At 61.6% G+C, this 23,816-nt stretch carries 19 protein-coding genes; 12 read left to right on the top strand and 7 right to left on the bottom strand.

The window, feature by feature from the left end; translation table 11 throughout:
• Positions 1–184: 184 nt before the first annotated feature.
• The 6 genes from recC (at position 185) to ACW4TB_RS18010 (ending at position 11,842) form a co-directional block, all read left to right on the top strand.
• Positions 185–3,661: an exodeoxyribonuclease V subunit gamma gene (gene recC, locus ACW4TB_RS18035; protein WP_455828433.1), complete on the top strand. Its 3,477-nt coding sequence runs from the start codon at positions 185–187 to the stop codon at positions 3,659–3,661.
• Complete coding sequence (recB, locus tag ACW4TB_RS18030) at positions 3,658–7,329, top strand: exodeoxyribonuclease V subunit beta (protein ID WP_279931935.1); 3,672 nt, start codon at positions 3,658–3,660, stop codon at positions 7,327–7,329. Before recC ends, recB begins: the two co-directional genes overlap by 4 nt.
• On the top strand, positions 7,326–9,401 hold the full coding sequence (gene recD / locus ACW4TB_RS18025) for an exodeoxyribonuclease V subunit alpha (protein ID WP_254467136.1): 2,076 nt from the start codon (positions 7,326–7,328) through the stop codon (positions 9,399–9,401). Before recB ends, recD begins: the two co-directional genes overlap by 4 nt.
• Positions 9,402–9,509: 108 nt before the next feature.
• Positions 9,510–10,076: a YfiR family protein gene (locus ACW4TB_RS18020; RefSeq protein WP_042111146.1), complete on the top strand. Its 567-nt coding sequence runs from the start codon at positions 9,510–9,512 to the stop codon at positions 10,074–10,076.
• The gene (locus ACW4TB_RS18015; protein ID WP_279931931.1) at positions 10,073–11,347 is read left to right on the top strand and encodes a diguanylate cyclase domain-containing protein; all 1,275 of its coding nucleotides are present in this window, start codon (positions 10,073–10,075) and stop codon (positions 11,345–11,347) included. The genes ACW4TB_RS18020 and ACW4TB_RS18015 overlap by 4 nt, the downstream gene beginning before the upstream one ends.
• 3 nt (positions 11,348–11,350) lie before the next feature.
• Positions 11,351–11,842, top strand: a complete 492-nt coding sequence (locus ACW4TB_RS18010; protein WP_012312695.1) for an OmpA family protein — start codon at positions 11,351–11,353, stop codon at positions 11,840–11,842.
• Between the two features lie 113 nt (positions 11,843–11,955).
• Here ACW4TB_RS18010 and ACW4TB_RS18005 read toward each other — a convergent pair whose 3' ends face one another.
• Positions 11,956–12,906: a LysR family transcriptional regulator gene (locus tag ACW4TB_RS18005; protein ID WP_042111148.1), complete on the bottom strand. Its 951-nt coding sequence runs from the start codon at positions 12,904–12,906 to the stop codon at positions 11,956–11,958.
• A 132-nt stretch (positions 12,907–13,038) separates the two neighbouring features.
• On the opposite strand from ACW4TB_RS18005, the gene ACW4TB_RS18000 reads away from it, so the two are divergent.
• The gene (locus tag ACW4TB_RS18000) at positions 13,039–14,565 is read left to right on the top strand and encodes a CoA-acylating methylmalonate-semialdehyde dehydrogenase (protein WP_279931927.1); all 1,527 of its coding nucleotides are present in this window, start codon (positions 13,039–13,041) and stop codon (positions 14,563–14,565) included.
• Between the two features lie 10 nt (positions 14,566–14,575).
• Positions 14,576–15,463 carry a 3-hydroxyisobutyrate dehydrogenase gene (gene mmsB, locus ACW4TB_RS17995; protein ID WP_279931925.1) on the top strand — a complete coding sequence of 296 codons (888 nt, stop codon included), beginning with the start codon at positions 14,576–14,578 and terminating at the stop codon, positions 15,461–15,463.
• Between the two features lie 150 nt (positions 15,464–15,613).
• Here the strand turns inward: mmsB and ACW4TB_RS17990 are convergent, their stop codons facing one another.
• The 5 genes from ACW4TB_RS17990 to ACW4TB_RS17970 form a co-directional block, all read right to left on the bottom strand.
• Positions 15,614–15,973 (bottom strand): hypothetical protein, encoded by a 360-nt coding sequence (locus tag ACW4TB_RS17990; RefSeq protein ID WP_279931923.1) that lies wholly within the window; start codon positions 15,971–15,973, stop codon positions 15,614–15,616.
• Positions 15,970–17,004: a hypothetical protein gene (locus tag ACW4TB_RS17985; RefSeq protein WP_455843034.1), complete on the bottom strand. Its 1,035-nt coding sequence runs from the start codon at positions 17,002–17,004 to the stop codon at positions 15,970–15,972. The genes ACW4TB_RS17990 and ACW4TB_RS17985 overlap by 4 nt, the downstream gene beginning before the upstream one ends.
• Positions 16,958–17,446: an Hcp family type VI secretion system effector gene (locus tag ACW4TB_RS17980; protein WP_012312700.1), complete on the bottom strand. Its 489-nt coding sequence runs from the start codon at positions 17,444–17,446 to the stop codon at positions 16,958–16,960. The genes ACW4TB_RS17985 and ACW4TB_RS17980 overlap by 47 nt, the downstream gene beginning before the upstream one ends.
• Before the next feature lie 239 nt (positions 17,447–17,685).
• On the bottom strand, positions 17,686–18,030 hold the full coding sequence (locus ACW4TB_RS17975; protein WP_003258412.1) for a cupin domain-containing protein: 345 nt from the start codon (positions 18,028–18,030) through the stop codon (positions 17,686–17,688).
• Positions 18,031–18,155: 125 nt separating this feature from the next.
• Positions 18,156–19,040: a LysR family transcriptional regulator gene (locus tag ACW4TB_RS17970; RefSeq protein ID WP_279931921.1), complete on the bottom strand. Its 885-nt coding sequence runs from the start codon at positions 19,038–19,040 to the stop codon at positions 18,156–18,158.
• 78 nt (positions 19,041–19,118) lie between these two features.
• Between ACW4TB_RS17970 and ACW4TB_RS17965 the strand changes: the two genes are divergently transcribed.
• On the top strand, positions 19,119–19,883 hold the full coding sequence (locus tag ACW4TB_RS17965; RefSeq protein WP_042111151.1) for a sulfite exporter TauE/SafE family protein: 765 nt from the start codon (positions 19,119–19,121) through the stop codon (positions 19,881–19,883).
• On the opposite strand, the gene ACW4TB_RS17960 is transcribed toward ACW4TB_RS17965, so the two are convergent.
• Positions 19,873–20,187 (bottom strand): putative quinol monooxygenase, encoded by a 315-nt coding sequence (locus ACW4TB_RS17960; protein ID WP_012312703.1) that lies wholly within the window; start codon positions 20,185–20,187, stop codon positions 19,873–19,875. The two genes, ACW4TB_RS17965 and ACW4TB_RS17960, sit on opposite strands and share 11 nt — an antisense overlap.
• Positions 20,188–20,344: 157 nt before the next feature.
• Between ACW4TB_RS17960 and ACW4TB_RS17955 the strand changes: the two genes are divergently transcribed.
• From ACW4TB_RS17955 to ggt, 3 genes are all read left to right on the top strand, one after another.
• Complete coding sequence (locus ACW4TB_RS17955; RefSeq protein WP_012312704.1) at positions 20,345–20,935, top strand: NAD(P)H-dependent oxidoreductase; 591 nt, start codon at positions 20,345–20,347, stop codon at positions 20,933–20,935.
• Between the two features lie 89 nt (positions 20,936–21,024).
• Complete coding sequence (locus ACW4TB_RS17950) at positions 21,025–21,921, top strand: LysR family transcriptional regulator (protein ID WP_279931917.1); 897 nt, start codon at positions 21,025–21,027, stop codon at positions 21,919–21,921.
• 117 nt (positions 21,922–22,038) lie between these two features.
• Positions 22,039–23,706 (top strand): gamma-glutamyltransferase, encoded by a 1,668-nt coding sequence (gene ggt / locus ACW4TB_RS17945; RefSeq protein ID WP_254467138.1) that lies wholly within the window; start codon positions 22,039–22,041, stop codon positions 23,704–23,706.
• Positions 23,707–23,816 lie beyond the last annotated feature (110 nt).

Raw genomic sequence — 23,816 nt, 5'->3', positions numbered from 1 at the left:
CGCCGATGGTAGTGTGGGGTTTCCCCATGTGAGAGTAGGTCATCGTCAAGATTCATTTCGCAAAACCCCTATCTGCGTAAGCAGGTAGGGGTTTTGTCTTTTCTGGCTTTTACAGAGCCCGGACTCGGCGGCTAGCCGTGATATCGTTCCCCATCAGCCTGAACTGCCTTCCAGAGAACCATCAATGGCCAATCCGACTTCACTCCATCCCGGCTTCATGATCGTGCATGGCAACCGCCTGGACGACTTGCGCAGCCTGGTGGTGAGCTGGATGCGGCGCTATCCGCTGGCCCCCCTGGAAAACGAAATCGCCCTGGTACAAAGCAACGGCATCGCCCAGTGGCTCAAGCTGGCTTTGGCCGAGGACCCGCTCGCAGATGACCAGGGCGGTTGTGGGATCGCTGCTGCCATCGAAGTGCAGTTGCCGGGCAGCTTCATGTGGCAGCTGTACAGAAAAGTCCTCGGCGGGGACGAGATTCCAGAGGTTTCTCTGCTCGACAAGGCCCCGCTGACCTGGCGACTCATGCGTTTGCTGCCAGCGCTGATCGAACGCCCGCATTTCGAACCGTTGCGGCGCTTTCTCACTGACGACGGTGATCTGCGCAAACGCTATCAGCTGGCAGAGCGCTTGGCTGACCTGTTCGACCAGTATCAGGTCTATCGCGCCGACTGGCTGAAGGACTGGGCTGCCGGGCAGCACGTTCTCAATACGGCCCGTGGCGAACGCAAGCCCCTGGCTCCTGGCAACCGCTGGCAGGCCGAGCTGTGGCGGGCCTTGCTCGAGGATGTAGGTGAACAAGGCATGGCCCAGAGCCGTGCAGGAGTGCACCAGCGATTCACCGAATGTATCAACAACCTTGAGCAACCCCCTGCGGGTCTGCCTTCACGGGTAATCGTATTCGGTATCTCATCTCTGCCTGCCCAAGCGTTGGAAGCACTGGCAGGCCTTGCGCGGTTCAGCCAGGTATTGTTGTGTGTGCACAACCCTTGCCGACATCACTGGTCGGACATCGTTGCCGACAAGGACCTGCTACGCCACCAGTACAAGCGCCAACAGCGTAAGCAGGGCATGCCCGTGCAACTGGATGACGAGTCCTTGCATCAGCACGCCCACCCCTTGCTGGCCGCCTGGGGCAAGCAGGGCCGCGACTACATCAACCTGCTCGACAGTTATGACGACCCAGGCAGCTACCAAGGTGCATTCAGCGATGGGCGCATCGACCTGTTCAGCGAAACCGAGCCCGCAACACTGCTCAATCAGCTGCAGGACGATATCCTCGAGCTGCGCCCGCTTACCGAAACCCGTGAGCTGTGGCCTGAGGTCGATCTGGCAAAAGACCGCTCCGTTCGCTTCCACATCGCCCACAGTCCACAGCGCGAAGTTGAGATCCTGCACGACCAGTTGTTGGCCCGCTTCAGTGCCGACCCCACCCTGCGCCCGCGCGACGTCATCGTCATGCTCCCGGCAATCGACAACTATGCACCGCATATCCGTGCCGTTTTCGGCCAGTTACAGCGCAACGACCCGCGTTACATACCTTTCACCCTGACCGATCAGGGCCAGCGCGGGCGTGATCCATTGTTGATTGCCCTTGAGCATCTGCTCAAGCTGCCAGACAGCCGTTTCGCCGTCAGCGAAGTGCTCGATCTCCTGGACGTACCGGCTGTGCGAGGACGTTTCGGGATTCGCGAAAGCGACCTGCCCACGCTGCACCGCTGGATCGAAGGTGCCGGTATACGTTGGGGGCTGAATGCCGAGCAGCGAGCGACCCTGGGCCTGCCCGAAGGCCTGGAGCAGAACAGCTGGAGGTTCGGCCTAAGGCGTATGTTGTTGGGTTATGCCGTCGGTATGGGTGAAGGCTGTGACGGTATCGAACCCTACGACGAAATCGGCGGCCTGGATGCTGCGCTGATCGGCCCGTTGGTGGCCTTGCTCGACGCTCTCGATGTGGCCAACCATGTCCTCTCTCAGCCAGCCACTGCTGCCCAGTGGGGCGAGCGACTGAACGCGCTGTTGCAGGTGTTTTTCCTCGCAGAAGGCGAGCATGACGAATTCCTGCTCATGCAACTGCAGGAGCTGCGCGATAGCTGGCTGGAGGTGTGCGAGACCGTAGGCTTACAGGACTTGCTGCCCCTCACGGTCATACGCGAGGCGTGGTTGTCGGGCCTGGATCAGGGCAAGCTGTCCCAGCGTTTTCTTGCAGGTTCAGTAAACTTCTGCACCCTCATGCCGATGCGTGCCATCCCGTTCCGGGTGGTCTGCCTGCTGGGCATGAATGACGGCGATTACCCGCGCGCCCAGCAGCCGCTGGACTTCGACCTGATGGCCAGTGACTACCGCCCCGGCGATCGCTCGCGCCGGGAGGATGACCGTTACCTGCTGCTCGAAGCGTTGTTGTCCGCGCGCGATCAGCTGTACATCAGCTGGGTCGGCCGGAGCATCCGCGATAATAGCGAGCGCCCGGCATCCGTACTCATAGGCCAACTGCGCGATCACCTGGCTGCAGGTTGGCGACTGGCCGGTAGCGGCGACAGCCAGCAAGCGGGCGAGCAGTTGTTGCATGCGTTGACTCAAGAGCATCCACTGCAGCCCTTCAGCCCGCGCTATTTCCAGAAAGGCAGCGCGTTGTTCAGTTATGCCCATGAATGGCAGTTGCTGCACCAAGTCTGCGATGGGGCTAAACAGGCGGATGTTGGCCTGCCGCTCTACAGCAGCGATGAAGCCCTGGCCCTTACGCAACTGCAGGACTTTCTACGTCATCCGGTGCGACACTTCTTCAGCCAGCGCCTGAAAGTGTTCTTCGAGGCGCTGGAGGCGCCGACGCCGGATGAGGAGCCGTTCGTCCTCGACGCCTTGCAGCGCTACAGCGCCAGCGAAAGCCTGCTCGGGGCGGCGCTGGCCGCCCCCGATAACGCCGAGCAGGCGCTGCAAGCCCAGGCGCGCCGGCTGCAGGCATGCGGGATGCTGCCCTTGGCCGGGTTCGGCGAGCTTTTGCAGGCAGAGCTGATTCAGCCGCTGCCCGACCTGCTGCAACGCCATCGCCACTTGCTGCAGCGCTGGCCCGCTTTGGTCGAGGGCGCACTGCCGATCCATTTCGAGCATGGCAGCCATCGCCTGGAGGGTTGGCTTGGCCGGGTGTATCAGGCCGACGACCAAAGCCTGTTGAGCATCACCACGGTGCCCAACACCATCAGCGCCGGGCGTAACAGCCTCAAGTGGCACCGGTTGATCGCCAGCTGGGTCATGCACCTGGCGGCGTGCGCCGAAGGCTATCCGCTGCATAGCGCCCTGTTGGCCAGCGACATCACTCTGCTGCTCGCGCCACTGCCACAACACGAAGCTGCCGAGCAGCTCGGCCATCTGCTGGTGTCACGCCAGGCCGCAATGAATGCGCCGCTGCCGGTTGCCGCCAAGACAGCGTTCGCCTGGCTGGCCCAGGACGATCCTGACAAAGCCCTCGCCGCAGCGGCCCGTGCTTACGAAGGTGATGGCCGCACCAGTTTCGGTGAGCGCAGCGAAAGCCCGGCCCTGGCCCGACAGTTCCGTGACTTCGCCGCACTCAGTGCCGACGAAACCTTTGAAGGCTGGTGCGAAACCCTGTACCGCCCGTTATTCAGCGCAGCCTGGCAGACGCTGGGCAACCCGGAGAGTGGCGCATGACCCAGGTCCGTCCCCTGGCACTGAGTTTCCCCCTGCACGGCAGCCAACTGATCGAAGCCAGTGCCGGTACCGGCAAGACGTTCACGATTTCAGCGCTTTACCTGCGGCTGATCCTCGGTCATGGCGGCGAGCAAGCTTTTGGCCGCGAGTTGCTGCCACCGCAGATCCTCGTGGTGACTTTTACTGATGCGGCCACCAAGGAATTGCGCGAGCGTATTCGCGCGCGCCTGGCCGAAGCCGCACGCTTCTTTCGCGGCGAGCTGCAGGAAGCCGACCCGCTGCTGCACCAGCTACGTGACGATTACCCACAGGAGCACTGGCCCCGCTGCGCCAACCGCCTGGAGATCGCCGTACAGTGGATGGATGAAGCGGCAGTCTCGACCATTCATGGCTGGTGCCAGCGTATGCTTCGCGAGCACGCCTTCGACAGCGGCAGCCTTTTCACCCAGAGCCTGGAAACCGACCACAGCGACCTGCTTGGCCAGGTCATGCGCGACTATTGGCGTCGTTTCTGCTACGGCATGCACGGCGAGGCCTTAGGCTGGGTTCGTAGCCATTGGGGCAGCCCCGATGCACTGTTGCCCAGGATCCGCCCCCTGTTTGGTCGCTTGCGTGCGCAGCAGGATGAGCAAGAACCGCAAGCGCTGATCGATGCAGCACTGCAGCAGCGCGCCGATCAGCTGTACCAACTTAAAGCCCCATGGGTGCAATGGGCCGAGCAGCTGCAACAGATCTGCCGGGACGCCGTCGCCGCTAAGCTGGCCGACGGGCGCAAACTGCAGGCGCGGTTCTTCGAACCCTGGTTCGACAAGTTACGCGCCTGGGCTGCAGATGAGCAGACAGTGGAACTTGACCTTGGGACTGGCTTCACTCGCCTGACCCCAGCAGGCATGGCTGAAGCCTGGAAGGCCGGTGAGCCTCCAGATCACCCGGCCCTTCATGCCATGCAAGACCTGCCACAACAGCTGCAGGCTCTGGCAAGCCCTGATGCACGCCTGCTTGAGCACGCCGCCGCCTGGGTTTCGGCGCGCTTCGAGGTGGAAAAGCGCCGCCGCGCTGAAATGGGTTTCGATGACATGCTGCTGCGCCTGCAACATGCGTTGGCCAGTGAAGCCGGCGAGAGATTGGCAGGGCTGATTCGCGAACAGTTCCCGGTAGCCCTGATCGACGAATTCCAGGATACCGACCCGGTTCAATACGGCATTTTCGAACGTATCTACCGCATCAGCGAAAATCGTGAGGAAACCGGCCTGTTCATGATTGGCGACCCCAAGCAGGCCATCTATGCCTTCCGTGGCGCCGACATTTACACCTACCTGTCCGCACGGCGCGCCACCGCTGGGAGGCTGCACAGCCTGGACACCAACTACCGTTCCAGCGAGGCAATGGTGGCCGCTGTCAACCAGGTGTTCCTGCAGGCTGAAGCCCGTGATCAAGGGCGGGGCGCCTTCCTGTTCCGCGAAAACGATGACAACCCGTTGCCGTTCATCGAAGTCCGCGCCAAGGGTCGCAGCGAACGCCTGCTGATCGACGGCCAAGCCATCGCGGCACTGCAGTGCTGGCAATTGGAAAGCGACGAACCCGTCTCCAGCACACTGTACCGGCAGCAACTGGCGGCCAGTTGCGCCAGCCACATCGTCGCCCTGCTCAACAGTGCGCAGCGCGGCCTGAGCGGCTTCAGCAAGGTTGACGGTGAACTGCGCCCCTGCCTGCCCTCTGACATCGCCATTCTCGTACGTGACGGCCATGAGGCGCAGTTGGTCCGAAGCGAGCTTGCCTCCCGTGACGTTCGCAGCGTGTACCTCTCCGACAAGGACTCGGTCTTCGCCGCCCAGGAAGCGCTTGACCTGCTGGCCTGGCTCAAGGCCTGCGCCGAGCCGGACTCCGAGCGCCTGCTCAAGGCCGCCTTGGCCAGCCTGACCCTGGAGCTGTCGCTGGCCGAGCTGGACCAGTTGAACCAGGACGAGCGGGTCTGGGAAGACTGGGTAATGCGTTTTCGCCGCTACCGCGACACCTGGCAGCGCCAGGGCGTACTGCCGATGTTGCGGCACCTGCTGCATGATTTCCAGTTGCCGCGTAGGCTAATTGCCCGCAGCGATGGCGAGCGGGTGTTGACCAACCTGCTGCACCTGGCCGAGCTGCTGCAGCAAGCGGCGGGTGAACTGGATGGCGAACAAGCGCTGATCCGCCATCTGGCCGAGCACCTGGCCAACGCCGGCCAGGCTGGTGAAGACCAGATCCTTCGCCTTGAGAGTGATGAACAGCTGGTCAAGGTCGTGACGATCCACAAGTCCAAGGGCCTGGAATACCCCTTGGTCTACCTGCCGTTCATCTGCACCAGCAAACCGGTCGACGGTAGCCGCCTGCCGCTGGCCTGGCACGACAGCCAAGGGAATGCGCAACTGACCCTCACCCCCGACCCGGCGCAGATTACCCTGGCCGATGATGAACGCCTCGCTGAAGACCTGCGCCTGCTCTACGTGGCCCTCACACGTGCCCAGCACGCATGCTGGCTGGGCGTCGCCGACCTCAAGCGCGGTAACCAGAAAAGCTCGCAGTTGCACCGTTCCGCGCTCGGCTATCTGCTTGGCGGCGGTGTGCAATTGCAGGGCTCGGCACAACTGACGGACTGGTTGCAGAACTTGCTGGCAGGCTGCCCGCACATTGCCTGCCCCGGCCTGCCAGAGGCAGATGAAGAGCGCTACCGCTCGCCCCATGCCGAACGCGAGCTGCTGCCTGCACGCAAGCCTCGTCGAACTGCGGCGGAGCATTGGTGGATCGCGTCCTACAGCGCCTTGCGGGTGGGGGAACAGACACTGGGTGCCGACAGTTCCCAGGCACAGCAGTTGCTCGACGATGAGGGGGGCGATGCTCAACTGCCCCGTGAGGTGCCCGCCGACAGCGGCGACATTCACCGCTTCCCGCGCGGGCCGAACCCCGGCACCTTCCTCCATGGTTTGCTTGAGTGGGCCGGCCGCGAAGGCTTCGCCGAGGTCGCTGCCAACCCCAAACTGATCGAGCGCACCGTCGGCCAGCGCTGCAACCGGCGCGACTGGACCGGCTGGATCCCGACACTTAGCCAATGGTTGCAGCAACTGCTGAACGAGCCACTGCCGGCCCGTGACATGAGCCTGACGTTGGCGCAGTTGCAGCACTATCAGATAGAAATGGAGTTCTGGTTCGCCAGCCATCAGGTCGATGCCGAGCAACTGGACCGGTTGGTCGCCCGCCACACCCATCCAGGCGCAGCTCGCCCCGCTGCTCAGCCGACACTGCTCAACGGCATGTTCAAAGGCTTTATCGACCTGGCGTTCGAGCTCGATGGCCGCTACTTCGTAGCCGATTACAAGTCCAACTGGCTTGGCCCGGATATCCAGGCCTATGACACGCTAGCCATGGAAAAGGCGATCCTTGAGCACCGCTACGATCTGCAATATGTGCTTTATCTGCTGGCCCTGCATCGCCAGCTGCGTGCACGGCTGCCCGAATACGATTACGACCGGCATGTGGGCGGCGCGCTGTTCATCTTCTTGCGTGCGGCCAGCAGCAGCGGCCACGGCGTTTACTTCGTCAAGCCGCCACGTGAGTTGATCGAGGCACTCGATGCGTTGTTCCGTGGCGTTCACGCGCCTCAACAACAGGACCTGTTCGCCGGAGCTGCGCCATGAGCCGCACCCTTGATGACCTCTTGCCTACCCCACTGAACGCAGAGCACTTGCTGAGGCTGGCGCCACAACGCAACAGCGCAGACCTGCTGCAACTGCTCGACCGCTGGGTTGAGCGTGGCTGGTTGCGGGCCTTGGACCGGGCATTCGTGTCCTTTCTGGAAGAGCGCGCCCCCGGGAGCGATCCGCTCTTGCTGCTGGCCGCTGCGTTGGCCAGCCATCAACTGGGCCATGGGCATGTCTGCCTGGACCTGCAGCAAACCCTTGCCGAGCCGGATTTCGCCCTGTCGTTGCCACCGGAAGGTGATGCCCTGGCTGGCCCCTTGCTGCTGCCCTCGCAATTGCTCGCCAACCTCGACCTGCACACCTGGCGCCAGCGGATTGCTGCCAGCCCCCTGGTTGCTGTTGGCAATACCTCGGGCCAGCACTCACGGCCATTGGTGATCAGCGGCGAGCGCCTCTACCTGCGCCGCTACTGGAGTTATGAGCGGCAGATCGACGAAACCCTGCGCCAGCGCCTGAGCCAGGACGAGGCTCCCCCAAAAGACCTGCCCGCGCGCCTGGCGCAGCTGTTCGACGAAGGTGCTCTGCCAGGCCAGGTGGATTGGCAGAAACTGGCTTGCGCCCTGGCCACCCGCGCCGGCTTCAGCATCATCACCGGGGGGCCGGGCACCGGCAAGACCACCACGGTGGTGCGCCTGCTGGCCTTGCTGCAGGCTCCTGCGGTAGAGCAGGGCAGGCCGCTGCGCATTCGCCTCGCAGCGCCCACCGGCAAGGCTGCAGCACGCCTGACCGAATCCATTGGTCAGCAGGTCGAGCGCTTGCAGATGAGTGCGGATGTCCGCGGGCAGATTCCAACCGATGTCAGCACCGTGCACCGGCTGCTCGGCAGCCGTCCGGGGTCGCGGCACTTCCGCCACCATGCAGGCAACCCGCTGCCGCTGGATGTGCTGGTGGTGGATGAAGCGTCGATGATCGACCTCGAAATGATGGCCAACCTGCTCAATGCCTTGCCACCCAAAGCCCGGTTGATCCTGCTGGGGGACAAGGACCAGCTGGCCTCGGTCGAGGCGGGCGCGGTGCTGGGCGACCTGTGCCGGGATGCCGAAGAGGGCTGCTACTCACCCGCTACCCAGGCATGGCTGGAGCAGATTGGCGGTCAGTCGCTGGCCGACAGTGGCCTGAAGGCCGGCGACGCGCAACGCAATCCATTGGCCCAGCAGGTGGTGATGCTGCGTTTTTCCCGGCGCTTTGGCGAAGGCAGCGGCATCGGCCAGCTGGCGCGGCTGGTCAACCGCCAGCAAGCCCAGGCGGCCCGCGACCTGTTGACCAGGCCACCGGCCGATGTATTCGGCCTGGCCCTGCGCGGCGAGCACGACCGTGCCTTCGATCGGCTGATACTGGACGGTCTGAACCGTGGCGCTGAGGGGCCACAAGGCTATCGTAGCTATTTGCGTACCATTGGCCGCTATCGTCCAGCGCTTGGCAGTGCCTTTGACGATCCGCAATGGGAGCAGTGGGCTGGCAAGGTGCTGCGCAGCTTTGAGGACTTCCAGTTGCTGTGCGCGGTGCGCAAGGGCGCCTGGGGGGTTGAAGGCCTCAACGAGCGGGTGGCGCGAGTGCTGCACAGCGCCGGGTTGATCGACAGCCAGCAGCCCTGGTACGAAGGGCGCCCGGTCCTAGTGACGCGTAACGACTACGGCCTGGGCCTGATGAACGGTGACATCGGCATCGCCCTGCGCTTGCCGGACGAGCAGGGCGAGCCGCTGCTGCGCGTGGCCTTCCCACGCAACGACGGCAGTGGCGGGGTGCGTTTCGTGCTGCCCAGCCGGCTCAACGAGGTGGAAACGGTGTTCGCCATGACCGTTCACAAGTCCCAAGGCTCTGAGTTCAGCCACACCGCGCTGGTACTGCCGGATGCGCTCAACCCGGTGCTGACCAAGGAGCTGATATACACCGGTATTACCCGGGCCAAGCATTGCTTCAGCCTGGTCGAACCACGGCAGGGCATCTTCGAAGAAGCGGTCGCACGCAAGGTACGGCGTATCTCCGGGTTGATGCTCGAACAGGTGTGATGCACTGCTGTAGGAACTGCCGTGTGCCGTGAAAGGGCGCTCCCACCGCAATGACGGCGTTGTGCTATCGTTGCGCCAACATCTGAAGGGACTTGAGAGATTTCCCACATGACAGTGGTCGGGAGACGTGTGACTGGCGGTGCGCTTTCGCGGTTGCTGACCGTTTTGGTGCTATTGGCCGGCCCTGTCCATGCGGATGATCCGGCCACTGCTGCCCAAGCCCAGCAGCGGGCCGAGGCCGTGACTCAGGTTGTATTGGGTATCCTCAGCTACGCACGCTGGCCAGTCGAACCGGTGCCGCTGCGCCTGTGCCTTATCGGTCCCACGGAGTACACCGACGACCTTATCAAAGGCAACCTGCAGAACTCCGGCCAACCGCTGCAAGTGCGCCGCCTGCTTGCTGATGACCTGGAGGTCGCCCAAGCGTGTGACGCTGTGTACATCGGCAAACTCGACCAAGGCGAGCGCGATCTGCTGTTCCAGGCCATCAGTGGCCACCCGGTATTGAGCATCAGTGAAGCCGACGACCCGTGCACGGTCGGTAGCCTGTTCTGCCTGCGGGTCAGCGACCAGCAAGTTGCATTCGAGGTCAACCTCGACTCTGTGGCACGCTCGGGCGTGCGTATCCACCCCAGTGTGCTGCAGTTGTCGCGGCGCCGGGCGGTGCAACCATGAGGGTAAGCAGAAAAAAAAGGGGCGTTCGCCCGACCCTGCGCTCGGTCCTGAGCCGGGGTCACCTCAGCGTCGCCGTGCTGGCCGTCGGCCTTGCCGGTATCTCACTGACCGTGCTGGGTGTGCTTGCCTTGCGTGTGTACGCCAACCACAACTTGCACTTGATCGCCCGCTCGATCAATTACACCGTCGAAGCCGCCGTGGTGTTCGACGACAGTGGCGCGGCCAACGAGGCCTTGGAGCTGATTGCCAGAACCGAAGAGGTGGCCGATGCCAAGGTTTTCAACAATGACGGTGAGCAATTGGCGCATTGGCAGCGCAACGACGACGGCATGCTCGCGCACTTGGAAGCGCAAGTGGCAAGGGCCTTGCTGAATGAGCCCATCAACCTGCCGATCATGCACCAGCAACAGAAGGTCGGGCACATCGAACTGATCGGCCAAGGCCGCAGCCTGCTGGTGTTCCTGCTCAGCGGCCTGGGCGGCATCCTGTTTTGTACAGCCCTCAGCGCTTTTGCAGCCCAGTATCTGTCCCGGCGCATGTTTGGCGATATCGTCCGCCCTCTGCGTAGCCTGGCCAGCGTCGCCCACGCCGCACGTCGCGAGCGCAGCTTCGACCGCCGTGTGCCGCAAGCGCCGATTGCCGAACTCAATGAACTGGGCAATGACTTCAATGCCTTGCTGGACGAACTGGAAATCTGGCACAGCCACCTGCAGAACGAAAACGCCACCTTGGCCCACCAGGCCAGTCATGACAGCCTCACCGGCCTGCACAACCGTGCTTTCTTCGAGGGCCGCCTCAACCGCAGCGTGCGCAATGCCGCCCGGCAGCAGGACCATATGGCGCTGTTGTTCCTCGACAGTGACCACTTCAAGCAGATCAATGACAACCTCGGCCACGCTGTTGGGGACCAAGTGCTGATCAACGTTGCCGACCGCGTGCGTGCGCAACTGCGTGAGCATGACCTGGTGGCGCGCCTTGGGGGTGATGAATTCGCCGTGCTGCTGACGCCGCTGCAGTCGCGCACAGATGCTGAACGCATAGCTGACAAGATCATTACCAGCATGGCGCTGCCGATTCAGCTCGACAGTGGGAGCAGCATCACAACCTCGCTCAGCGTAGGTATTGCCTATTACCCGGAGGATGGCGACGACCCCGCCACCCTCCTCGACGCCGCTGATGCGGCGATGTACCAGGCCAAGCGCATGCGCCGTGGCCAGTGGCAAGCGGCGCAGACGGAACGGTCCGCCGCTGAAATAAAGAACAGGAGCTGAACCGTGATACAGCGTTTGCGTTTTCCCATCATCGCCTTGCTGCTGGCTTTGCTGGCGCTCACCGGCTGCCAGAGCACGCCCCAGAAAGGGCTGACAGCCGAACAGGTTGCCGTGCTCAAACGCGAGGGTTTTGCCCCCACCGATGAGGGCTGGGCGTTCGATCTGTCGGGCAAGGTGCTGTTCGGCAGCGACGTAGACAGCCTCAACGGCCAGAGCCAGGCGATTGTCGAACGTATCGGCAAGGCGTTGCTGGGCGTTGGCATTCAGGGCGTGCGGGTCGATGGCCATGCTGATGCGTCCGGCAAGGCGGCGTACAACCAGCAGCTGTCAGAGCGGCGGGCGCACAGTGTGGCCAAGGTGTTGATCGGTATCGGCATGCCGACGCAGAACATTCAAACCCGAGGGTTGGGCAGCACCCAGCCGGTAGCGGATAACCGCACCAGCCTCGGGCGTACCGAGAACCGGCGGGTATCGATTGTGGTGGCGTCTTACTGAGATCTGCGTTGCATTCATCGCCGGCAAGCCGTCTCCCACACGTTTTCCACTGCCTTTGTAGCTGTGGTGTAGCTGTGGCCGGCTTGCCGGCGATGGGCTGCACGGCAGCGGCATTACTCCTGAGCGAAACGCATCTCGCGCGTTTGCCCCATCAACAAAGGCGCATTCGCCTCCGTCACCCCACGAATGTAATCCCACAGCAGGGTAATGCGCTTCAACTTGCGCAAATCCTCCCGGCAATACATCCAGAATTGCCGCGTCACCTCGATCTCCTCAGGCAACACCGTGACCAATCGCGCATCCTGCGCCGCCAGAAAACACGGCAAGATCGCCAACCCTCGCCCCTGCAACGCCGCCGTGTACTGTGCAATCACGCTGGTACTGCGAAGATGCGCGCTGGCGTTGGGAATCAGGTTGGCCAGGTACAGCAGCTCTGAGCTGAACGCCAGGTCATCCACATAGCTGATGAACGGATGGCCAATCAGGTCGCTGACCTGGTTGATCGGCGCATGGTCGTCCAGGTAATCCTGGGTCGCATACAGCCTCAGCCGATAGTCGCACAGCTTGCAGCACACATAAGGCCCATGCTCGGGCCGCTCCAGGGCGATGACGATGTCCGCCTCGCGTTTGGAGAGGCTGATGAAGTGTGGCAGCGGCAGGATATCCACTGATATCGCCGGGTAGGCATCGACGAAATGGCTCAACTGTGGGGTAACGAAAAAGCTGCCGAAGCCTTCGGTACAGCCCATGCGAACATGGCCCGACAATGCCACGCCCGACCCGGACACCTGCTCGCAGGCCATGTGCAGCGTGCTTTCGATCGACTCGGCATAACCCAGCAAGCGCTGGCCCTCGGCGGTGAGGACAAAGCCGTTGGTCCGCGATTTTTCGAACAGCAACGTGCCCAGCGCCCCCTCCAGCGAGCTGATGCGCCGCGACACCGTGGTGTAGTCCACGCTCAGGCGTTTGGCGGCGCTGCTGGCCTTGCGGGTGCGGGCCACTTCGAGGAAAAACTTCAGGTCGTCCCAGTTGAGCGCGCTCAGGGAGGTGAGATCTTTTTGCATGTTGATCCGGTTTTTTTGTGCGTTCTTGTTGGATGTTTGCACATCTATACTCGAAAAAAGCCCCATGACGCCACCTCGCGTTTACACGGCGCTGGCGATCTCGTCCTGACAATAATTCCAAGGAGAACGCAGATGAACGCACCCCAATCCCCCGACCAGACCAAGGTCGAGCAGGTCAAGCTGCTGATCGACGGCCAGTGGGTCGAGTCGAAAACCACCGAATGGCGCGATATCGTCAACCCGGCCACCCAGCAGGTGCTGGCGCGGGTGCCGTTCGCCACCGTCGAAGAAGTGGATGCCGCCGTGGCCGCTGCCGAGCGCGCCTTCAAAACCTGGCGCGACACCCCGATCGGCGCACGCATGCGCATCATGCTCAAGCTGCAGGCGTTGATCCGCGAACACAGCAAGCGCATTGCCCTGACCCTGAGCGCCGAGCAGGGCAAGACCATTGCCGATGCCGAAGGTGATATTTTCCGCGGCCTGGAAGTGGTCGAGCACGCCGCCTCCATCGGCACCCTGCAGATGGGCGAGTTCGCCGAAAACGTCGCCGGGGGTGTCGACACCTACACACTGCGCCAACCCATCGGCGTGTGCGCCGGCATCACCCCGTTCAACTTCCCGGCGATGATCCCTCTGTGGATGTTCCCGATGGCCATCGTCTGCGGTAACACCTTCGTGCTCAAGCCGTCCGAGCAGGACCCGCTGTCGACCATGATGCTGGTGGAGCTGGCGCTGGAAGCCGGCGTGCCGGCCGGTGTGCTGAACGTGGTGCACGGCGGTAAGCAGGTGGTGGATGCGATCTGCACACACAAGGATATCAAGGCTATTTCCTTCGTCGGTTCCACCGAAGTCGGCACCCATGTGTATAACCTGGGTAGCCAGCACGGCAAGCGCGTGCAGTCGATGATGGGCGCGAAGAACCACGCCGTGGTCCTGCCCGATGCCAACCGCACCCAGACCATCAACGCCCTTGTCGGTGCCGCCTTCGGCGCCGCGGGTCAGCGCTGCATGGCCACCTCGGTGGCGGTGCTGGTGGGCAAGGCGCGTGAATGGCTGCCGGACATCAAGGACGCGGCCAGCAAGCTCAAGGTCAACGCCGGTAGTGAGCCAGGCACCGATGTCGGCCCGGTGGTCTCCAAGCGCGCCAAGGAGCGCGTACTAGGCCTGATCGAGAGCGGTATCAAGGAGGGCGCCAAGCTCGAACTCGACGGCCGCGACGTGAAAGTGCCGGGCTACGAGCAAGGCAACTTTGTCGGCCCGACGCTGTTCTCCGGGGTGAAGACCGACATGCAGGTTTACACCCAGGAAATTTTCGGCCCCGTACTGGTGACCCTGGAAGTCGACACCCTCGACGAGGCCATCGCCCTGGTCAATGCCAACCCGTTCGGCAACGGCACCGGCCTGTTCACCCAGAGCGGCGCGGCGGCGCGCAAGTTCCAGAGCGAAATCGACATCGGCCAGGTCGGTATCAATATTCCGATCCCGGTACCGGTGCCGTTCTTCAGCTTCACCGGTTCGCGTGGCTCCAAGCTCGGTGACCTTGGCCCGTACGGCAAGCAGGTGGTGCAGTTCTACACTCAGACCAAGACCGTTACCGCCCGCTGGTTCGATGACGACAGCGTCAATGACGGTGTGAACACCACCATCAGCCTGCGCTAAGGAGATCGCCATGCGTATCGCATTCATCGGCCTGGGCAACATGGGTGCCCCCATGGCCCGCAACCTGATCAAGGCCGGGCACCAGCTGAACCTGTTCGACCTGAACAAGACCGTACTGGCCGAGCTCGCCGAACTGGGCGGGCAGGTCAGCGCCTCGCCCAAGGAAGCGGCAGCCAGCAGCGAACTGGTGATCACCATGCTGCCGGCCGCAGCCCATGTGCGCAGTGTCTACCTGAACGACGACGGCGTGCTGGCGGGCGTGCGCCCGGGCACACCGACCGTGGACTGCAGCACCATTGATCCGCAGACTGCGCGCGAGGTGTCCAAGGCCGCCGCGGCCAAAGGCGTGGACATGGGCGATGCGCCGGTTTCTGGCGGCACCGGCGGCGCGGCGGCCGGCACACTGACCTTCATGGTCGGCGCCAGCACTGAACTGTTCGCCACGCTCAAGCCGGTGCTGGAGCAGATGGGCCGCAACATCGTGCACTGCGGCGAGGTCGGCACCGGGCAGATCGCCAAGATCTGCAACAACCTGCTGCTGGGCATCTCGATGATCGGCGTGTCCGAGGCCATGGCGCTAGGCAATGCGCTGGGCATCGATACCAAGGTGCTGGCAGGCATCATCAACAGCTCGACCGGGCGTTGCTGGAGTTCCGACACCTACAACCCGTGGCCGGGCATCATCGAAACCGCCCCGGCATCACGCGGCTATACCGGCGGGTTTGGCGCCGAGTTGATGCTCAAGGACCTGGGGCTGGCTACCGAGGCTGCGCGTCAGGCGCACCAGCCAGTGATTCTCGGTGCTGTGGCCCAGCAGCTCTATCAGGCAATGAGCCTTCGGGGTGAGGGTGGCAAAGATTTCTCGGCGATTGTCGAGGGGTACCGCAAGAAGGATTGACGAGCGAGGTGGACTTCATCGCGGGCCGGGCGGCCTTCCCTCTGTAACTGCGCACCAGAGGGAAGGGCGCTTGCTCCGCGATTTTTTTAAGCTGCTGCGATATTTGAATTTTACACATGCTGCAATGAACTGGTGGGGCGTGAGGTCAAGTTATAAATAGTGAGATGTTGCAAGGGCGGTAAAGAGAGTTATGTGTAATGTCCAAAGAGTTACGAGTAATATTTTGGTTCGCTTTGGGAATTTTTCGATTTCCTTTTGTTCAACTAGATTTCTCTTTGTAAATATTGACGGAAGCGTAAGTACTGTTGAGATAGCGCCGGTGCGCATGAGTTTTCCTATTAATCCGGCGCGCTTGTAAGTTTCTTTGTTTTGTTTGATGTAATGGCTATTAGGGAACAGAGACTCAAAGTGCTCAGTGCGTCGTGAGGCAATGAAGCACTGGACTGTCAGTGTGATGATGATCAGGTTGATAATGATGGCGGCGATAAAGCCATGGTCGAAATTTTTCACTTTGAAAACTTCCGATATAGGAGTTCGCCGTAGAGTTCACCCCTCTCCTCTCCAATCTCACCTCCAATCTTAGCCCCAGCGCCTCCGATCACTACAGCACATAGCAGTCCTCCTGTGCCCGCTGTTGAAAACCCGATCGCGGCGCATAAAGCAGGCGCTAAAATTGTTCCAGCCACATAGCCCCCGGCGGCGCCTCCTGCGAGCCCCCCGATTAGTGAGCCTCCTTCAACATACCTCGCTCTTTTACAATCATCTTCACGCCCAAGTGTACACGCCTTGTGAATCTCCAGTCCTGTTCCTGCGACTTCTAGAGCTACACCAATGTAGGCACCTTTTTTTATCAGGTTGGATGCTTTGGCTACACCTGCGACCTTATTGGCATAACCTGCAATCTCGCCCGTATGCAAGTAACTCTTCGTGGATATCCCCAGCGTCCTTTTGATCGACCGCTTGTTTTTAAGGCCGGAACCGTATGCAGTCAACTTGCCCAACTGTTCCTCCAGCCTCATGAACAAGGCCGCGCGCTTGGTGTAAAACTGATCACGCGCCGATGCCTTTCCTGATCCGAGATATTGCTGATGCAGCTTCTCGATATCCATCAAGGTGGCCTCGATGGCCTTCAGGTGTTTACTCCAACCCTCGCTGACCACCCCAGCCCCCATGGAGGCATGCGCAATCAGGCTTTTCAGGATTTCGAAGTTGTCCAAGAAAAAATTATCCACACCCTGGCCGTTGCGCATCAGCCCCATGTGCACAACTGCGGCCTGCCTCATCATCCAGGCTTCCTGGCTGGTACAGGAGGCTGTCGTGGGGTCGCCGATGATCACCAGTTCACCGCTACGAACCACTGTATCGGCAATATGAGCGATGAGCACATCGAACTTTTCCAGCGAATGACCGGTTAATCCAAGGTCCGTTTTGAGCCGGTGATAGTTTTGCAACTTAAAATTGAGAAATGCTCGGGCTTCTGACACGGTGCTGCCCTCACGCGTACTTTTTGTTACCGATACGGTCCCAACCTCCAGCGACATTGCCGCCGCCGGCGCCATCAAGGCGCCGCTGCTGAGTGTAGGTGGTCTTGATGCGGCCGTAATTGAGCTGCACCACTTCCAGCGGTACGCCCGTGTCAACGCACTGCGAATATTCGGCGATAATCACTTCTTCAAGAATGATTTCGTAATATTTCAGTTTATCGCCTCCGGCGCGACAGAGCGCCAGTTTCACTTCCTTTAAGTGTTGCCCGGTACAACTGGCCTCCATCAGTTTGCAACTGGCACTGTCGAGATATTTCCTGAAAGTGAAGTTGGTTACGGTGGTGCGCCCAGATGTAGCGCCCCCGGCGGAGCTCGCAGTGGCGGATGTGCTTTGGCTGACGCCAAAATCGTAACCAATTACTTCAATCCATTTTTTGTATTTCTCGTCCAGTGCTTCACCTGGAATGGTGTCGATCTGAATGTATGCATCAAAAGCCATGCTTACCTCTCCCTGGCAATTATTTTTACTGGGTAATGCTGCCCGGTGATATGGGCACATGAGTGCAGCCTAGGCCTGCAAAAAAACGAGCGCAATACGTTATGGGAGGCAGCGATGCGATTCAGAAAAGGACTACAAAGCTTGAAGGTAGACTGAGAATTTATGTCAGAGGATGTAACTGTGGCCCTGTGGGAGATTTCGAGTTGTCCACAGGGCCGGGACCGGGCTGGAGTTACAAATCAGGCGAAAACGAAATACTTGCGTACCGTCTCAACTACTTCCCAAGTCCCTTTCATTCCAGGTTCGATCACGAACACATCACCCGCCTTCAGGTGCTTGGGCTCTTCACCTTCCGGAGTGATGATGCAATAGCCATCGAGGAAGTGGCAGAACTCCCACTTCTCGTAGTTGACCTCGAACTTGCCCGGGGTGCAGATCCAGGTGCCCATGATCTTGCTGCCGTCGGCCGATAGGTAGGCATTGAGGTTGACGGTGTGTGGATCGCCGCCGATGCGCTTCCACTTGGTGGCGTCCACGACCGGCGTCGGGCAGGTTTCGCGCAGGACGGTAATGAAATCGGACATGGCACAACTCCTGGTGACTGGCTGAATGACTCGACACCATAGGGCCATTGGCCGAGCCGCAGTTGCCTGGGCTCGACGTTCAGCTGCCTGACTGCGCTATGCGCATGCGCGTGGGGGATGAGCATTCAGGCCTTTGCCAGCCGCTCGACCAACCCGGCCGCATAGCCCGGCAACCCCGCAAAATCCCGTGCGCACAGCAGCAATCGGCGATTCGCCCAATCCTCGCGCAGCGCCACCCAGTGCAGCGGCAACAGGCCTTCCCAGCGCTTCACTGCTGCCAGCGGCACCACGCCAACCCCGGCGCCAGCCGCAACCATGCGGATCACCCCGTCAAAGCCCTCGGCGCGCACCCGTACGCGCATGCGCCGACCTTCGCGCAGGGCCTGTTCCTCCAGATACAACGCCAGGGCGCTGTTCGCACCGAGCCCGACATGCCCGTGGGCAAGGCTGTCGATGAAGCTTGGAGCAGGCTCCGAGCTGAGGGGGTGAGCCTGCGGTGTGATCAGCGCTAGCGGGTCGTCTCGGAACGGCAGGGTTTGCAGGTGCGTGCTGGGCGCAGCGGTGGAGATGATGCCCAGGTCGGCCATGCCTTGGGTGATCGACTGCACAATCCTCAGGCTCGGCATTTCCTGCACGTCGACGCTCACGCCAGGGTTGTCGGCCAGATACCCGGCCAGCAGCTCCGGCAGGTATTCGGTCAGCGCCGCCGTGTTGCACAGCAGGCGTACCTGGCCCTGTTGTCCCTGAGCGTACTGGCCCAGCTCGAACTGCAGGCGTTCGACCTGCTGGCCGATCAACCGCGCATGCTGAAGCAGCGCCTGGCCAGCCGGGGTCGGTTGCACACCGCGGCGGTTACGTTCCAGCAACGCAGTACCGAGTGAGGCTTCCATGGCGCGGATTCGCGCACTGGCAGCAGGCAGCGACAGGTGGCTGCTGCGGGCCCCGGCGGTGATGTTGCCGCACTCCAGGGTGTGCCGGAACAGCGTGAGATCAATCAGGTCGAAATGCATCAGCCTCTGTCCTGGCGAGAGTCAGGGTGAGTATATGGCAGATTTTCAGCCACTGCGGTGTACGCCATGATGGTGGACATGAATAACCTGATCGCTTTCTATCAACATATCGGGCCGGCCTTGTCCCTGCTGGTAATCGTGACTTTCGTGCTGGCTGGCGCGGTAAAAGGCGTGATCGGCCTGGGCCTGCCGACCATTGCGATGGGGCTTTTGGGCCTGGCTATGCCTCCGGCGCAGGCTGCCGCCCTGCTGATCGTGCCATCGACTATCACCAATCTCTGGCAACTGGCGGCGGGAGGCCATCTGCTGGCGTTGCTGCGGCGTCTTGGGCCGATGCTCGCCATGATCTTCATCGGCACGCTGGTCGGCAGTGCCTGGCTGGGGATCAACAGTGGCCCATGGGCGGCGCACGCGTTGGGCGCGGCGCTGCTGGTGTATGCGGTGTATGGCCTGATCGGGCCTGGCCTGCGGCTGGCGCCGGGCAGGGAAGGGTGGTTGGGACCAGTGTGCGGGGTGGTGACCGGCATCGTAACTGCCGCCACAGGTGTGTTCGTGATGCCCGCAGTGCCCTACCTGCAGAGCCTTGGCCTGAGCCGAGACGAAATGATCCAGGCATTGGGCCTGTCGTTCACCGTCTCGACCGTGGCGCTGGCCCTGGGTCTGGTCGGGCAGGGCGCTCTGGGCAGCCAGGCACTGGGCGCTTCATTGCTGATGCTGGCGCCCGCGCTGCTGGGCATGCTGGCTGGCCAGTGGTTGCGTCAGCGCATCAGCGCCGTGCTGTTCAAACGGTGCTTCTTCATCGGCCTGGCCGCGCTGGGCGGCCATCTGCTGATCAACGGCTAGCGGAGGACGCACTGAGCATTTCGATCAGCTGTATATCGAAGTCGCGCTCCAGGTAGTCCATACGTTTTTCGAAGAACTCGACCATATGCGGCAGGGCCGAATGCACGTCCAGTGCTGCTTTGGTGGCCCACACCTCGAAGAATACGAACAGGCTCGGGTCTTCCTTGTCGCGCAGCATGTGGTATTCGATGCAGCCAGGCTCATTGCGGCTCGGTTCAACGTAAGCGCGGAACAGGGTATCGAAGGCGTCGGCCATTTCCGGACGGGTCTTTGCCTTGAGAATGAAGGCGTATTGCTCGCTCATTGATCACAACTCGTTGGGGGAGGGTGAAGCGATTCTAAGGCAATAATAAGCTTCGTATTCGTGACTTATGGTCAATTGTATTTTGCCCCGCTCACCCTGTATCCCGTGCCCCTGAATCGCTAATCTGCCGGCCATTGATTCTTGACTTGAGGTCAGCATGAAAAAGATTCTCCTGCTCAATGGCGGTAAACAGTTCGCTCACTCCGAAGGTCGCCTTAACCAGACCCTGCACGAGGCCGCCCTCGCTCATCTCGACCGAGCCGGTTTCGACGTGCAGCAAACCTTCATCGACGCTGGCTACGACGTGCAGGCCGAGGTGGAGAAATTCCTCTGGGCCGATGTGGTGATCTACCAGATGCCGGGCTGGTGGATGGGCGCACCCTGGACCGTGAAAAAATACATCGACGAAGTCTTCACCGCAGGCCACGGCAGCCTCTATGCCAACGATGGCCGGACTCGCTCGGATGCTTCGCAGAAGTACGGCAGCGGCGGCCTGGTGCAGGGCAAGCAGTACATGCTGTCGCTGACCTGGAACGCACCGCAGCAGGCCTTCGACGACCCGAGCGATTTCTTTGAGGGCAAAGGGGTGGATGCGGTGTACTTCCCGTTCCACAAGGCCAATGAGTTTCTTGGCATGACCGGCCTGCCGACCTATCTGGCAGTCGATGTGATGAAACGCCCGGATGTGCCGGCTGCATTGGAAGCTTATGAGGCGCATCTGAATAAAGTGTTCGGCATGGCTCAGTAAGTGCCTTTCAATAGGGCCGCTTCGCGCCCCCTTGCATAGAGGCCGATCAGCCGCTATCAATCACGGCATATCATTGTCAGGCCAATCCTGTGAAAACCCGATCCGAAGAACTCCAGGTATTCGTCGCCGTTATCGACTGCGGTTCGATTTCCGCTGCCGCCGAGCAACTGGGGCAGACCCCTTCGGCGGTCAGCCGCACATTGTCGCGCCTGGAGGCAAAGCTGGGCACTACGCTGGTCAATCGCACCACCCGGCGCATGGACCTGACCGAAGAAGGGCGCTTCTTCCTGGAACGCTCACGGTTGGTGCTCGAGCAGATGAATGACATGGAAGAGCGCCTGTCGATGAACCGCCAGACGCCTTCCGGGCGCCTGCGCATCAACGCCGCAGCGCCGTTCATGCTGCACGCGATCTTGCCGTGGATCGGTGAATTTCGCAGCCAGTACCCCGACATCGAGTTGGAGCTGAACACCGATGACCTGATCATCGACCTGCTGGAGCAGAGCACCGACGTGGCGATCCGCATCGGTGAGCTGGCCGACTCCAGCCTGCACGCGCGTTCGCTGGGCTGCAGCCCGGTGCAGGTACTGGCAAGTCCGGCATACCTGGAGCGGCACGGTACACCGCAGCATGTCGAAGACCTGAACCATCACTGCCTGCTCGGTTTCAGCCAGCCCGAGTCACTCAACCAGTGGCCGCTGCGCCATGCCCAGGGCGACCGCTGGGCGATCCGCCCGGCGCTGATCGCCTCCAGCGGCGAGACCCTGCGCCAGTTGGCGCTGGCCGGGGAGGGTATCGTCAGCCTGTCGCACTTCATGACCCACGAGGACATCCGCGCCGGCCGCCTGCAGGTCATTCTGAGCGCTGCCAACAACGGCTACCGCCAGCCGATCCACGCTGTTTACTACCGCAACACGCAACTGGCCCTGCGCATCCAGTGCTTCCTCGACTTCATCCAGCGCAAACTGGCGATGTACGCCTGCTGAGTTGCCTGAACGCGACAAATCCTGTCCAAGGGCGGCGAAACTTCCTACATGTGATTGCACAGTCGAGACGCTTCGGCCTTACTGAGTGATCAACAAAAACAACACCAAGGAAGTGTCATGCGTATTGTCCTGTTCCAGTCCATGGCCCTCGGCGCCGCGATCTTGAGCTGTTCATCGGCCTATGCGGTAACCCTGGAGGGTGGCGCGGTGGCCGCGCCCGATCAATATGGCGCACAGGTGGCCGCCGACATCCTGAAAAAAGGTGGCAACGCGGTGGATGCGGCAGTGGCCACCGCCTTCACTTTGGCGGTGACCTACCCTGAGGCCGGCAACATCGGTGGCGGTGGTTTCATGACCCTGTTCGTCGACGGCAAGCCGTATTTTCTCGACTACCGGGAAGTGGCGCCCAAGGCCGCGACCCGTAACATGTACCTGGACGAAAAAGGCGAGGTCATCGAGAACCTCAGCCTGGTCGGCGTGCGCGCAGCCGGTGTGCCTGGCACGGTGATGGGCCTGTGGGAAGCACACGAGAAATTCGGCAAGCTGCCCTGGAGCGAGCTGCTGACCCCCGCCATCGGCTATGCGAAAAACGGCTTCAAGGTTGCCGAAAAGCAGTACCAGTACCGCAATGACGCGCAGGGCCTGTTCAAGACCGCGACCAACTTCAACGACTATTTCGGCACCATGAAGGTGGGCGAGCTGTTCAAACAGCCAGAGATGGCCCAGACCCTCGAACGTATTGCCGACAAAGGCGTGAGCGAGTTCTACCAAGGCAAGACCGCCGACCTGCTGGTGGCGCAGATGCAGGCTGACAAAGGCCTGATCACCAAAGAAGACCTCAAGGACTACAAGGCCGTCTGGCGTGAGCCCATGGCCCTGAGCTGGCGCGGCAACGTGGTCTACACCGCGCCACCGCCAAGCTCGGGCGGCGTTGCACTGGCCCAGTTGCTGGGCATCAAGGAAGACCGTGCGGCTGATTTCAAAGGCGTGGCGCACAATTCGGCGCAATACATTCACCTGCTGGCCGAGATCGAGAAGCGCGTGTTCGCCGACCGCGCCGACTACCTGGGCGACCCGGCCTTCACCAAGGTGCCGGTAGACCAGCTGATCGCCAAGGATTACCTGGCCAAGCGCGCCGCGCAGGTCAACCCCAAGGCCATTTCCGCGACCGAGGATGTCAAACCGGGCCTGGAGCCGCACCAGACCACGCACTTCTCGATCGTCGACAAACAGGGCAACGCGGTCAGCAATACTTACACCCTCAACCTCGACTACGGCAGTGGTGTGGTGGTCAAGGGCGCGGGCTTCCTGCTCAACGACGAAATGGACGACTTCAGCGCCAAGCCGGGCGCAGCCAATGCCTTTGGTGTAGTGGGCGGTGATGCCAATGCCATCGAGCCGGGCAAGCGCATGCTGTCGTCCATGAGCCCGAGCCTGATGACCCGCGATGGCAAGGTTGAACTGGTGCTCGGTACACCTGGCGGCTCGCGGATCTTCACTTCGATCTTCCAGGTAATGAACAACCTGTACGACTACGGCATGCCCCTGGACAAGGCTGTGGCGGCGCAGCGGGTACACCACCAGTTGTTGCCCAAGGACACCATCTACTTCGACAGCTACGCACCGCTTGCCGGGCCGGTGGCCGATGACCTGAAGAAGATGGGTTATGTGCTGGAGGATCAGGGCTGGGAGATGGGGGATATCCAGGCGATCCGGGTGAACGGGGCGAAGCTTGAGACGGCTTCGGATCCGCGTGGGCGCGGGGTGGGGATGGTCGTTAAATAATCGGCTGTCAGTTCTGGCATCATCGCCGGCAAGCCGGCTCCCACTGGTATCGCGCAGCCTTAGCGATGCGTGTCCCTGAGGGGGCCGACTTGCCGGCGATGGGCCGCAAA

This window comes from Lelliottia jeotgali (assembly GCF_977070485.1).
The sequence above is the reverse complement of the archived record's forward strand: the minus strand, read 5'-3'. Positions and strand labels throughout refer to the sequence as shown.

Bases quoted from the DNA above. Each gene is read 5' to 3' on its own strand.
- ACW4TB_RS18005 (WP_042111148.1), bottom strand. From the start codon at position 12,906: ATGCAAAAAGATCTCACCTCCCTGAGCGCGCTCAACTGGGACGACCTG.
- ACW4TB_RS17960 (WP_012312703.1), bottom strand. From the start codon at position 20,187: ATGAGCGAGCAATACGCCTTCATTCTCAAGGCAAAGACCCGTCCGGAA.
- recB (WP_279931935.1), top strand. From the start codon at position 3,658: ATGACCCAGGTCCGTCCCCTGGCACTGAGTTTCCCCCTGCACGGCAGC.
- ACW4TB_RS17955 (WP_012312704.1), top strand. From the start codon at position 20,345: ATGAAAAAGATTCTCCTGCTCAATGGCGGTAAACAGTTCGCTCACTCC.
- ACW4TB_RS17985 (WP_455843034.1), bottom strand. From the start codon at position 17,004: ATGTCGCTGGAGGTTGGGACCGTATCGGTAACAAAAAGTACGCGTGAG.
- ACW4TB_RS18020 (WP_042111146.1), top strand. From the start codon at position 9,510: ATGACAGTGGTCGGGAGACGTGTGACTGGCGGTGCGCTTTCGCGGTTG.
- ACW4TB_RS17980 (WP_012312700.1), bottom strand. From the start codon at position 17,446: ATGGCTTTTGATGCATACATTCAGATCGACACCATTCCAGGTGAAGCA.
- mmsB (WP_279931925.1), top strand. From the start codon at position 14,576: ATGCGTATCGCATTCATCGGCCTGGGCAACATGGGTGCCCCCATGGCC.
- ACW4TB_RS18000 (WP_279931927.1), top strand. From the start codon at position 13,039: ATGAACGCACCCCAATCCCCCGACCAGACCAAGGTCGAGCAGGTCAAG.
- ACW4TB_RS18015 (WP_279931931.1), top strand. From the start codon at position 10,073: ATGAGGGTAAGCAGAAAAAAAAGGGGCGTTCGCCCGACCCTGCGCTCG.
- recD (WP_254467136.1), top strand. From the start codon at position 7,326: ATGAGCCGCACCCTTGATGACCTCTTGCCTACCCCACTGAACGCAGAG.
- ggt (WP_254467138.1), top strand. From the start codon at position 22,039: ATGCGTATTGTCCTGTTCCAGTCCATGGCCCTCGGCGCCGCGATCTTG.
- ACW4TB_RS17975 (WP_003258412.1), bottom strand. From the start codon at position 18,030: ATGTCCGATTTCATTACCGTCCTGCGCGAAACCTGCCCGACGCCGGTC.
- ACW4TB_RS17965 (WP_042111151.1), top strand. From the start codon at position 19,119: ATGAATAACCTGATCGCTTTCTATCAACATATCGGGCCGGCCTTGTCC.
- recC (WP_455828433.1), top strand. From the start codon at position 185: ATGGCCAATCCGACTTCACTCCATCCCGGCTTCATGATCGTGCATGGC.
- ACW4TB_RS17970 (WP_279931921.1), bottom strand. From the start codon at position 19,040: ATGCATTTCGACCTGATTGATCTCACGCTGTTCCGGCACACCCTGGAG.